Annotated in this window: 5 protein-coding genes, 1 tRNA gene and 1 pseudogene; 1 reads left to right on the forward strand and 6 read right to left on the reverse strand. The window is 52.3% G+C overall.

The window, feature by feature from the left end; translation table 11 throughout:
• Positions 1–100 precede the first annotated feature (100 nt).
• Entirely contained in the window at positions 101–1,906 is a 1,806-nt protein-coding gene (locus Q1L85_RS16365; protein ID WP_300427183.1) for a diguanylate cyclase, read from the forward strand.
• A 20-nt stretch (positions 1,907–1,926) separates the two neighbouring features.
• Here the strand turns inward: Q1L85_RS16365 and Q1L85_RS16370 are convergent, their stop codons facing one another.
• From Q1L85_RS16370 to Q1L85_RS16395, 6 genes and pseudogenes are all read right to left on the reverse strand, one after another.
• Complete coding sequence (locus tag Q1L85_RS16370) at positions 1,927–5,991, reverse strand: hypothetical protein (RefSeq protein WP_300433597.1); 4,065 nt, start codon at positions 5,989–5,991, stop codon at positions 1,927–1,929.
• Between the two features lie 207 nt (positions 5,992–6,198).
• On the reverse strand, positions 6,199–8,382 hold the full coding sequence (gene katG / locus Q1L85_RS16375) for a catalase/peroxidase HPI (RefSeq protein WP_300427931.1): 2,184 nt from the start codon (positions 8,380–8,382) through the stop codon (positions 6,199–6,201).
• A 122-nt stretch (positions 8,383–8,504) separates the two neighbouring features.
• Positions 8,505–9,722: an MFS transporter gene (locus tag Q1L85_RS16380; protein WP_300427933.1), complete on the reverse strand. Its 1,218-nt coding sequence runs from the start codon at positions 9,720–9,722 to the stop codon at positions 8,505–8,507.
• 101 nt (positions 9,723–9,823) lie between these two features.
• A tRNA-Ile gene (locus Q1L85_RS16385) sits at positions 9,824–9,900 on the reverse strand.
• A 151-nt stretch (positions 9,901–10,051) separates the two neighbouring features.
• On the reverse strand, positions 10,052–11,905 hold the full coding sequence (rpoD, locus tag Q1L85_RS16390) for an RNA polymerase sigma factor RpoD (RefSeq protein WP_300427934.1): 1,854 nt from the start codon (positions 11,903–11,905) through the stop codon (positions 10,052–10,054).
• 185 nt (positions 11,906–12,090) lie between these two features.
• Positions 12,091–12,785: pseudogene (locus tag Q1L85_RS16395) on the reverse strand (DNA primase); the annotation flags it as partial.

A 12,785-nucleotide genomic window follows, 5' to 3' on the forward strand; every position in this document is an offset into this window, starting at 1 on the left:
GGCCGGTGAACTGTGTGCTGCATCAAATTAAGCTCATGTCATAAATGACAGAAAAAACAGGAATACTACACTGAATACAGAGAAGCCTGTGGAGACGCCCATGCGCTCGCTCCCCTTTCTGCTGTTGTCATTCTTATTGCTTAGCCTGAGCCTGCCGGTGAAGGCGGCCGCTGTGTGGTTGGACCAGAATTTCCATTCGCTTACACCCCGGATGGAGTATGTCCAGGATGCGGCTGGAGAGCGCGAATGGCAGGACTTTTCCCAGTGGGGATGGCAGCCTGTGGCGTCATCGCCTCCACAGTTTGGCTATACCCAGTCGGCGTATTGGTTCCGGTTTGACCTGCGCGGAGATCCGGAGGCCGTCAGTCATGCCTGGATTGAAATTTCCTATCCCATTCTTGATGAAATCGACGTTTACCTGATCGGCGAAAATGGCGCTTTGCTGGACAGTGTTAAGACCGGAGATATTTTCCCTTTCTCTACCCGGGTACTCGCCCACGAAAACTTTCTTATTCCACTGGAAAAAGTTCTCGACGGAGCGGCAACCGTCGTCATCCGCGTACGGACTGAGTCGTCAATGGAAGTGCCTGTCAGCGTGCTCGAAAATATCACTCTGATTGAACGCAGTCAGGCGAACAGCTGGATACATGGCGCATTTTTCGGCGCCATTATTATGCTCGGGTTTTACCACATCCTGATTTTTCTGGCGGCAGGTGATCGGGGGTTTCTGTATTTCGCCGGACTGACGACAGTGATGGGGCTGATTCAGGCGACCTTATGGGGTTCCAGCTACCACTATTTATGGCCCGGACTACCGGCGTGGAATGAATACAGCATCAGTGTATTAATTAACATGTCGAATTTCTTCGGCATTATGTACGTAAGTACGGTCGTGCAGATACGTGAAAGGAGCATTTTTCTCGCACGATTATTCAATGCGATGGCCATCGTCTCACTTGGATTAATTGCGCTCAGCTTTATCCTGCCTTACCAGGAAATGATCCGCATTACTCTCATCGCGGCTCTGGTCACTCTTGTGATGGGCGCTTTTATCGTATTGCTGCGGATGTACGACAGATACCTGCCGGCTTACGCCGTATTTGCGGCCTCTGTGATGTATACCCTGGGAAGCGTGGCTTATATTCTCGGTAAACTGGAAGTCATACCGAACAGCCTGCTACTCGATAATGCGCTGGTGATTGGCCAGCTTGTACAGGCCGTGTTGTTCGGCTTTGCGCTGTCACTGCGTATCACTGTTGAGCGCAATCTGCGTGAAGAAGCCCAGCGGGAATCTGCGGTTGCTCAGGATCTTCTGCTTGAAACTGAACGGGCTCAGAATCAGCGTCTTGACCGGGAGGTCAGATCGCGGACCAGACAGTTAGAAGAAGCGAACGTCAGGCTACAGCAGATGAGCGCAACCGATGCGCTGACAGGGCTGTATAACCGTCGTCAGTTTGATGAGACCCTGGATCGTCAGTTTGAGCTGGCTCGTCGCCAGGGCACAGAGCTGTCAGTTCTTGTTATCGATCTGGATCACTTTAAATCTCTGAATGATACCTACGGTCATGCCGTGGGCGATGACGTCCTTAAACAGACTGCAGCACGCTTACAGACCGTATTAAAACGTCCTTCCGATCGTGCATTCCGGTACGGTGGAGAAGAGTTTGTCGTGCTCCTACCTGATTCGGGCACGACCGCAGCCCGTATTGTTGCCAAGCAGATCTGGAGCGCGATCCGTGGCGAGGCAATGATGGCCGGCAATCAGTCGTTGCGGGTGACTGTCAGCATCGGTATCGCGACTGAGAAACCGGGAGCCGACAGCGAAGTTGCTACTCTGTTTCAGCGTGCAGATGCGCAGTTGTACCGTGCGAAAGAACAGGGGCGCGACCGTATCTGCGTCGATTGAAATACGGTCGCTGAGTCGGCTTACATGGCCTGGCGACGGTTGGCGTACAGCAGACCACCAAACATCAGCATCCACCAGAAGTAGATACTTCCTGCACCGCTTCCTCCGGTTTCAGCGGGAGGTGGCGCAGCGACCGGTGCCTGAACTCCGGCGATCACACGGGTGATGATTTCAGCCGTGGCACTCATCGACGGATAGCCATTGTCGGTCACGGTGACCGCCATCCGATATTCTCCCTCCGGAAGCGTATCGGGGTTGAACGTCACGGAATTTCCGAGCTTGTAGCTGTTATGGACTCCCTCCAGCGACCATACCAGTTCGTGAGTATCTGACTCATCTATGTCGGTGACAATTGCTGAAATGGTGACATCCCCCATGCCCGTAATAATTTCCTCTTCTTCATTCCCATCCTGGGTAAGTGTAAGCGTGATTTCGGGGGCGTTATTTTCATCCGGTATTCCGTCGCCATCACTGTCACGCAGAATGCCGTTGGCAAACCGCATTCCGGGGAGCTGACTGCTGCTGCCGAAATCCCACACCTCGGTGTCCCACCCTTCATACATGGTGGTACCTTCAACGCAAGTGGTGTTGTCCGGGCCGGTGGGGCACTGGAGTTCGGTGAGGGAGTGTATATTGATGTCCAACGCTTGTTCTCTTTCTGTCAATGCGAGGGTAGGAGCCTCTAGTTGATATAAAGAATAGAACTCTGTTTCCGGAGCGCTTCCTCCAGTCATTCCAAAAGTTAAAGACCCAGTTGAACTTGCTGTTGATATTACGTGCGAAATTGACCCAGACAACACCTCATGTACGAGTGTTCTATTCGAAGAAGAGCCTGTGCTCACTCGACTTACAAGGCCACCTATAAACACATTGTTGATGTGCCCATCGAAAAGGATCGTAGTAAGCAATGAAGATGCTTCTACTTCACTAGACACATTGCCGGTAATAAAAATATTGCTTACTGAGGCTCCATTAACAATCCCAGCCGCGAGGAGCGATGCCTGCAATCCATGAACGCTAACATGTGATCCCGTGATAGCGAGGTTGGTTACGCTACTTTCGTAGCCGTCGATTGCGAAGAATAGCGCGGAGAACTCATCTGGCCGGTTGATGTTCAGATTTCGGATGACATGTCCGTTTCCTTCCAGTACACCTCTGAAGTAATCGTTTTCTTGCCCAATTGGACTCCATCCTCTACCGTCGTTCCAGAACTCGTCACCTGAGTCGAAGTCATTACTATTATTCGTGTCGAAATCTAAATCGGTCATTAATTCATATCCGTGACACCTTGCTTGAGGGATGCCTCCAATGACCTGTACTGGGCATCCGCTACTATCAGGCTCTGCTGTTTCGCTGAGCTTTCTTGAATATCCATTTAGTTGATATCTGATAGCATTCAGTTGTCGCAGCGTATAGATTTCAATCAACCCATCAGAATCGGAGTCGGCCAGACCCTCAGGGTTTTCAGCCAGTACCTGTTCGTCTGGTATACCGTCATTGTCGATGTCCCCGGGGTATGGATCCAGTTCCAAGGGCGAATCGGCCTGGCAATTGGTGTCACAACCTGAAGACCATTTATCGGGGTAGCCATCATTATCATCATCAATAGATGCTTCCGGATGATGCGGAAATTTATCGAGGGTCAAACCACTGGAAACGATACAGTTTAGATCGCAACCCTCAGTAAACCGATCGGGATAGCTGTCATTGTCTCGATCGATTGCGGCTGCGTGTATCGTGGCGAATGCATCTTCCGGATCAAGTATTCCGTCGCCATCACTATCACTATAAGATGCGTTTTTCAGGACCATAGAGGGTAGCTGAATTCGACTGCCGAAGTTCCAGATTTCACTATTCCATTGATCGTATAAGATATTTTCTGAACTACATGAAGTATTTGTGTGAGTGGTGGGGCATCTAAGATCTTTGAGATAAATATCGGATTCTATTGGTGTGTAGCCACCTTCAATCGCAGTCTTTAATCTGACCAGGTCAGCTGCAAAGTAGCTTGCGATTGTCTCATTATTCTCGCCATAGGAGTAAAGCCCTCCGGTGACCTGACCACCATCAATATAGGTTGATGAGACTGAATTTCTGAATACGGAACTTGCAGCTCCGCCTGATATACCACCAACGATCCAAGGGCCGTATACATTCCCGCTAACAAAAATATCGGAAAATTCGGTGCTACTTGAATCTCCAACGACTCCTCCAGTCCAGATGCCTTCACCATCAATATGCGTGTTTACCAGTACGCGTTCGATAGTGGTATTTCCACTGGAGCCGGCAAGTGTTCCTGTATCATTCCTTCCAGAAATATAGACAAGAGGGCCTGTCAGCACTAAGTCATGAACCCATGACTGAGAGGAAAGGGAGGTAAACAGACCGATTGAATTAGTTGAAGGTCTGTTTATGTAGAGATTGCGTATAGCGTATCCATTGCCGTTGAATTCACTTTCCAGCCTGAAAAGTGGCAGCCAGCCTTCACCTTCATTCCAATACTCATCAGATTCGTTCATTACACCGTCAGAGTTTGTGTCGAAATCTAGAGTTTGAGTGAGTTCATAACCGCGACAACGGCTATCGTAGTAGATACGTGGGCATCCGCTACTGTCAGCGGTAGATGCTTCTGATAGCTTCTGGCCATTTCCTGTTGTTTCGTAGCGGACGGCGTTCAGCTCTTCAAGGCTGGCAATGTCAATTAATCCGTCGGAGTCTGCATCGGCATCAATAATACCGTCGTTGTTGTCATCGTTATCAACGTCATCAGGAATTTCATCATTGTCATGGTCTCCGGGATGTTCATCCAGAGTCAGCCCTGAGGTTGTTTGACATACAGCGTCGCATAAAGAAGCCCACTGGTCAGGCAAACCATCACCGTCGAGATCTTCTCCTGCTGCGTTGTTATCTGGAAATCTGTCATAGATCAGGGGACTTTCGTCCTGACATGAGGGGCCGCAGCCAGGAGAAGGCGAGTCTGGATAACCGTCGTTATCTGAATCTATGGAGGCCGTGCGGTCATAGACAAAGGAGTCTTCGTCATCGCTGACGCCATCGCCGTCACTGTCCCGATACAGCTTTCCATCGATATTAAGTGCTGGTAATTGCTCTGACGTACCAAAGTCCCAGACAGTGGGGTCCCAGCCCTGGTAGAGAACTTTTTCTGAAATACAGGTTTCGTCAGACTCGGATATAGGACATTGAAGCTCGGAGAGTGATGATCTGAACTCCGTCTCAGAGCCAGTTCCAGTCTCCTTGCCTGATGAGTTACGGGACCAATAGGTGGCACTTGTTTCTGTTTCAAAAGAGTTACCAATTATTGCGCCTGAACTCCATGATTGATCGCTGCTTACAAAGCCAGTTGACAGTATATTACTGGCAGCTGTGTAACGTAGTTCGCCAATAACCCCAGCAATATAAGAAATTCCCGATGTCGCGCTGGAAGAAAATACGTTGTTGACGCTGAGATAATGGCCGATACCTATAAGACCACCGACTCTTGAAGTTCCTGATAGTTTACCAGTGGTATATATTTCAGAGATTGTTGCGGATATTACAGTGCCACTAATGCTTCCTACATATGTGGCTCCCTGGATTTTTGTTAGTGATCCGATGAAAGCCAATTTTTCTATGCGAGTGACGTCTGCCCCTCTTGTTTTAGAAAATAAACCGATATTGGAAGTAGTTGGCCTGTCGATATACAGATTTTTAATCGCGTAGCCATTGCCATTAAAGTTTGCACTGAAGTATTTGTTATACCCCGTCGCGATTGGCAACCAACCCTGTCCGTCATTCCAGTAAGTATCCTGGCTGTCTATGACTCCATCGCCATTGGTATCAAAATCCAGGTCAGTGGTTAATTCAAAGCCGTTACAGCCCGTTTCTGGGCAGCCTTCGCTTTTACCATACAGGCTGGTGCCGTCGAGGCTGTTGCGGATTTCGTCCAGATCGGCAAGGTCATTGACCTCAATCAGACCATCGTCGTCGCGATCGAAATCGGGGCGATTGTCTTCGGCAAAGAGTGAAGCAGATGAAAGTGTAAGAACTGAGGCGGCGAAAATACGTATCAGCGCGCGGGATAACATAACCGGTCTTTCCTGTAGCTGGATGAAGACAGGAATTCAGACACAAAGAGGAAGGGCCAGATAACGGCAGATGGAGGCAACGAGTTCCTTTCGTCTTTACGCCAACTCACTGTCGGACGGCACGGAATATACCGGATGCTGATAGAAATGTCATTGAAGGTGGGAGGAATGGCACCTGCGGTGGTGTCCGCTGGTGCCACAGGTGACTTACTTCAGATCAAAACGATCCGCGTTCATCACTTTGACAAAGGCCTTCACAAAGTCGCGAACGAACTTCTCTTTGTTATCGTCCTGAGCGTACACCTCGGCGTAGGAACGCAGGATCGAGTTGGAACCAAACACCAGATCTACCCGGGTTGCCGTCCACTTCGTCTCGCCAGTCTTACGATCAACGATGTTGTAGTGGCTCTTGCTGGCCGGTTTCCACTGGTAGGCCATGTCGGTCAGGTTCACGAAGAAGTCGTTGCTTAATACGCCGACCTTATCCGTAAACACACCGTGCTGACCACCACCATAGTTGGTGCCCAGTACGCGCATGCCACCCATCAGAACCGTCATTTCTGGCGCCGTCAGCCCCATGAGTTGTGCCCGGTCGAGCAGCATTTCTTCGGGGGCCACTGCGTAGTCTTTTTTCACGTAGTTACGGAAACCATCCGCCAGCGGCTCGAGTACATCGAACGATTCCGCATCGGTTTGCTTATCGGTCGCATCACCACGACCCTGAGCGAACGGTACAGTTACGTCAACGCCTGCATCTTTCGCCGCTTTCTCAACCGCCGCAGTACCTGCCAGTACGATCATGTCAGCAATGCTGACCGGCTTAGCGAAGCCGGCACGAATGCCTTCCAGAACCGCTAACACTCGCTGCAGACGCTCAGGCTCGTTGCCTTCCCAGTCTTTCTGCGGTGCCAGACGGATACGAGCCCCGTTTGCACCACCGCGGAAGTCGGACGCACGGAAAGTACGAGCGCTGTCCCATGCTGTGGCAACCAACTCTGCGATGCTCAGATCAGACGCCAGAACCTGTGCTTTCAGATCGGCGATTTCAGCGTCAGTCAGGTCATAGTCTACCGCTGGAATCGGGTCCTGCCAGATCAGATCTTCTGCCGGTGCGTCAGCTCCGAGATAGCGGGACTTCGGCCCCAGGTCGCGGTGCGTCAGCTTGAACCAGGCACGTGCAAAGACATCTTCAAAGTACGCTTGATCGTTGCGGAATTTCTCAGCGATCTTGCGGTATTCCGGATCGACCTTCAGCGCCATATCGGCATCCGTCATCATCGGCATGCAACGGATCGAAGGATCTTCCACGTCCACTGGCATGTCTTCTTCGGCGATGTTCACAGGCTGGTACTGGTGGGCACCGGCCGGGCTTTTGGTCAGTTCCCAGTCGTACTTGAACAGCAGATCAAAGTAACCGCCGTCCCATTGTGTTGGGTTGGTGGTCCAGGCACCTTCAACGCCACTGGTAACCGTATCGCGGCCAATGCCACGGGTTTTGTTGTTCTGCCAGCCAAAACCTTGCTCTTCGACGTCAGCACCTTCCGGCGCTGGGCCAAGATTCGCTGCGTCACCGTTACCGTGTGCTTTACCAACGGTGTGACCACCGGCTGTAAGAGCTACGGTTTCCTCGTCGTTCATGGCCATACGCTCGAACGTGATGCGCATGTCTTTGGCAGTTTTCAACGGATCAGGATTACCATCCACGCCCTCTGGGTTAACGTAAATCAGGCCCATCATGACGGCGGCGAGTGGGTTTTCCATTTCGCGGTCGCCAGATGTGTCGTAACGGGTGCCTTCACCACCGCTGGGTGCCAGCCACTCTTTCTCTGAGCCCCAGTAGGTGTCTTTCTCTGGGTGCCAGATATCTTCACGACCACCGGCAAAACCGAAGGTTTTGAAACCCATGGATTCGTACGCCATGTTACCGGCCAGTATCATCAGGTCAGCCCATGACAGCTTGTTGCCGTATTTCTTTTTGATCGGCCACAGCAGACGACGCGCCTTATCCAGGTTGCCGTTATCCGGCCAGCTGTTCAGCGGTGCGAAGCGTTGGTTGCCGGTATTTGAGCCACCGCGACCATCGGCCAGACGATAAGAGCCAGCTGCGTGCCACGCCATACGGATCATCAGGCCACCGTAGTGTCCCCAGTCGGCCGGCCACCATTCCTGGCTGTCTGTCATCAGGGCTTTCAGGTCGTTTTTAACCGCTTCCAGATCCAGTTTTTTGAATTCTTCGGCGTAGTTAAACTCTTCGCCCAGCGGATTAGTCTTGGTGTCGTGCTGGTGGAGGATGTCCAGATTCAGCGCGTTTGGCCACCAGTCGGTGTTGGATTCACCGGCCTTGGTGACGCTGCCGTGCATGACCGGGCATTTGCCTGTTGGGGTTGTCATAGTTCAGCTCCTCATCTTGCGTTGTGTGCTTTGTGTTGCAGTTAACGCCCGGTGTGTGAAGCTTTCACCGTGCGCCTGTTATGAGATTCATAATAGACGCTATAGTTGATAATAAAATTTAATTATATAGATTGCCCCGATAGCGAATTCCTATTCGCAACCACAAGCAGAATCACCGCAGCAACTATGACTGGGGCGAAAGATACCCAGAGCACGATGTCCCAGCCCCAGGTGCTGAGAATACCGCCGGATGCAAACGAGCCGAGAGCCATCAGTGAAAAGACAATAAAGTCATTCAATGACTGCACCCGGTTTTTTTCTTCCGGGCGGTGGCACTGCAGTATCAGCGCAGATGCACCGAGAAATCCAAAGTTCCAGCCAACGCCCAGAATGATCAGCATGACCCAGAAGTGAGCGACATCGACGCCATCCAGCGATACGACCGCCGCGATCGCTGTCAGAATCAGGCCCAGGATGGAAATACGCCGTGCACCAAAGCGGCTGATCAGGTGCCCGGTAAAAAAGCTGGGCCCGAACATGGCAATGACGTGCCATTGAATTCCAAGATTGGCGTCTGCCTGCGAGTGTCCGTGAAAATGCATCGCCAGTGGGGCGGCAGTCATCAGGAAGTTCATGACCAGATAGGAAGCTGCACCACAGATCACGGCCGGCAGAAATAAGGGCTGGCGCAGGATTTCACCTAACGGCCGTCCACCGGAGACGTCTTCCTGGGAAGGGCGGGGCAGCCTGACACCCATGAGTACGATGGCCGACAGTAAGGCCACCAGAGCCTGAATGGCGAAGGTGCCAGTGAAGTCCGGCGTGTCCCAGCCGGGTATCGACAGGTGCATCGTATGTGTCACCAGTTGCGGGCCGACAATACCTGCCGCCACACCGCCTGCCATGACCAGCGACAGCGCTTTGGCCTGTCGCTCCGGCGCAACGCCATCCGCTGCAGCAAAGCGGAAGGACAAGACCACCGCTGCGTATGCGCCACCAAAAATAGTCGACAGGCAAAGCCATACGAACGAGGAATGCAGCATCGCCAGCATGGCTGCCACTCCAGACAGAACCCCCAGGGAGGTACCCGAAAGGAACGCCGTAACACGACCATAGCGTTGCGCGATCATGCCTGCAGGAAGAATACAGAGCGCCATACCCACCACAAATAGCGAGATGGGTAAGGTCGCCAGCAACGGATCGGGAGCAAGCTGATGACCGATGATCGCACTGGTGGCAAAAATTACGATGGAATTAGCGCCGGCTAACGCCTGAGCAAGGGTAAGGCGCCAGATATTATTGGTTTGCTGAGCCTGGGTCAGCTGGAGGGGGCTGGACATAGTTGATTCCTTAACTAAGGCCCAGAGATTAGCCTCTTTTGTAAAAAGAATGAATCAACAAACGGAAGTAGAACTGGAACAGGGTGTTGCTGAGGGGGAAATGGTGGGCCTGCTCGGACTTGAACCGAGGACCTAACGATTATGAGTCGTGTGCTCTAACCAACTGAGCTACAGGCCCGTTCCCTGTGGGTCTGGATGAATCCGTGACCGCGCAGCATTATAAGCAGCATCTCAGGTAAGTGCCACCTCTTTGATTTTCCAAAGATTTTGAGCAAAAAATAACCCGGCAGGGCCGGGTTATTCATCAAGCGATCCGGGTGGATGGCTGATTATTCGTCAATAAAGCTGCGCAGGTGTTCTGAGCGGCTTGGGTGACGCAGTTTGCGCAGAGCTTTCGCTTCGATCTGACGGATACGCTCACGCGTTACGTCGAACTGCTTACCTACCTCTTCGAGAGTGTGGTCGGTGTTCATATCAATACCGAAACGCATACGCAGTACCTTAGCTTCACGTGCAGTGAGGCCAGCCAGTACAGAGCGTGTTGCTTCTGTGAGGCCGTCGGTAGTTGCGGTATCCAGCGGTGAGTCCGACTGGGTATCTTCGATAAAGTCGCCCAGATGCGAATCTTCGTCATCGCCGATCGGGGTTTCCATCGAGATCGGCTCTTTGGCGATCTTCAGAACCTTACGGATCTTGTCTTCAGGCATTTCCATGCGCTCGGCCAGTTCTTCCGGCGTTGGCTCGCGACCCATCTCCTGAAGCATCTGACGTGAGATGCGGTTCAGTTTGTTGATGGTCTCTATCATGTGTACCGGAATACGGATGGTACGTGCCTGGTCAGCAATCGAGCGGGTGATCGCCTGACGGATCCACCAGGTTGCGTAGGTCGAGAACTTATAACCACGACGGTATTCGAACTTATCTACTGCTTTCATCAGACCGATGTTGCCTTCCTGAATCAGATCCAGGAACTGCAGACCGCGGTTGGTGTACTTCTTCGCGATGGAGATAACCAGACGCAGGTTGGCCTCAACCATTTCTTTCTTGGCGCGACGTGCGCGTGCTTCACCAATAGAAACGCGGCGGTTAACTTCTTTAATTTCTGGGATGCTGAGACCAACGCGGTCTTCCACAGCCTTAATTTTCTTCTGACAGCGGAAAATTTCGAGCTTGTAGGTGTCCAGCTTGTCTGAATAAGCGTGGCCGCCAGCGATCAGCTCTTCAATCCAGTCGTTGTTAACTTCGTTACCCTGGAATCCGCGGATAAAATCTTTACGGTTCATGCCGCACTTACGGGTCATCAGAACCATGATCTGACGCTCTTGAGTGCGGATTGAATCGAGAGCTTCGCGCGCGTTGTTGACCAGCACGTCAAAATGCTTAGGTGTCAGCTTGATCGGTGCAAACAGATCGGCCAGCTCGGCGATGGCTTTTTCGGCCTGTTTGCTGGCGCGACCGTGTTTTTCCAGAGCCTTGCTTACTTTAACGTTGGCATCATGAATTTCAGTAAAGCGACGTACGACCTCGGCCATATCGATGCCGCTATCTTCGCTTTCTGAGCTGTCGTCATCGTCATCGCTGTCGTCATCACTGTCGGATGAGTCGTCATCGTCGGATGAGCTGCTGTCGTTGCTGGTGTCGTTCGAGTTGTTGTTGCTGGCCAGCAGGCTGTCGTCTGACGGATCGATAAAGCCACTGAAGATATCGCCGACACGGTTCGGATCTTCTTCTGCGTCCTGGAATGCCTGCATGATGCTGGAAACAGCACCCGGGAAGTACGCCAGTGCAGACATGACTTCGCGGATACCTTCTTCAATACGCTTGGCGATAACAATTTCGCCTTCACGAGTCAGCAGCTCTACCGTACCCATTTCACGCATGTACATACGTACCGGGTCAGTCGTGCGGCCAACGTCAGATTCTACGGCGGCGAGCGCTGCGGCGGCTTCTTCAGCGGCGGCGTCGTCGGCGGTTTCGGACATGAACAGGGATTCACCGTCAGGCGCAGACTCGGATACCGGAATACCGATATCGTTGATCATACGGATGATGTCTTCGACCTGGTCCGGATTGGCAATGTCATCCGGCAGATGGTCGTTTACCTGGGCGTAAGTGAGGTAACCCTGCTCCTTACCCTTGGCGATCAGTTCTTTAAGACGGGATTGTTGCGTGCTGGATGACATATAAGCCCTGTATTCCGTGTTTAAAGGCGGAAGAAAAGCGCCGAAGTATATCTTTTAACCTCTCGTTAGGCCAGTGTTCGCACAGAATGTTCCTGTGTCTGGCCTGACGTGCGCGGTCTTTGCGTGCTCTTGCCGCAGCAGACTCTTCCGGTATCTATTTTGGGTTGCCGCAGCGACTTTTCAAGTCAGCGGCTGGTATATATCGCTGTACGTTTTTTATTTCTTTCGTGGCGCTGGCGTTTCAGCGTACGCAGTTCGTCACGCTGCTCAGCTGTGAGCTTCTCTCCGGATCTGAGAATGGTCTCCAGAGATTCGAGTCGGCGGTCCTCTTCACGGGCAGCCATACGAGCCAGCACCATAGAAACGTCGCCGGGAGCAGGCTTGATACGATCGCTGTCCGGGCTATCGGCCAGACGCTGAAGTTCGGCCTGCCAGGGGCTGCCGATCCACTGAATCAGGAGTCCGACACTGTTCTGTTGTGGAGCCGCATTGAGTTTGTTGAGTACCCCAAGCAGCAGTCGCTCATAGTCGCTTTCAGGCTCAGTCTCCGGAATCGTCACCGACTGAGCGATGGATGGATTTCTGACAAGGTGAGTGAGCGCACGGATGACCAGCGGGGCCAGGGGATCTTCAGTAGTGTCCTGCCCGGTGCTTTCGTATGCGATAAAACCGGGTTCTTCTGGCGGCAGGTCATCATAGTAGTCGTGAGTCGGACTTGCTGGAGGCTCGGGCGATTCGTCGCGCAGGCTGACCAATGCCATGCTCTTAGTGCCTATCAGATCTTCCAGACGCTTTTCCATCAGGTTGCGCAGGGTTCCGGAGGGCAGACGTCCGATGAGCGGGGCGGCCAGTTTATCAAGGCGCGCTTTGCCATCGATGG

The sequence above is a fragment of the uncultured Thalassolituus sp. genome, assembly GCF_950066645.1.
Taxonomy (GTDB): domain Bacteria; phylum Pseudomonadota; class Gammaproteobacteria; order Pseudomonadales; family Oceanobacteraceae; genus Thalassolituus.

Excerpts from the sequence above, each read along its gene's own strand:
- Q1L85_RS16365 (WP_300427183.1), top strand. The coding sequence starts at position 101 with ATGCGCTCGCTCCCCTTTCTGCTGTTGTCATTCTTATTGCTTAGCCTG.
- Q1L85_RS16370 (WP_300433597.1), bottom strand. The coding sequence starts at position 5,991 with ATGTTATCCCGCGCGCTGATACGTATTTTCGCCGCCTCAGTTCTTACA.
- katG (WP_300427931.1), bottom strand. The coding sequence starts at position 8,382 with ATGACAACCCCAACAGGCAAATGCCCGGTCATGCACGGCAGCGTCACC.
- Q1L85_RS16380 (WP_300427933.1), bottom strand. The coding sequence starts at position 9,722 with ATGTCCAGCCCCCTCCAGCTGACCCAGGCTCAGCAAACCAATAATATC.
- rpoD (WP_300427934.1), bottom strand. The coding sequence starts at position 11,905 with ATGTCATCCAGCACGCAACAATCCCGTCTTAAAGAACTGATCGCCAAG.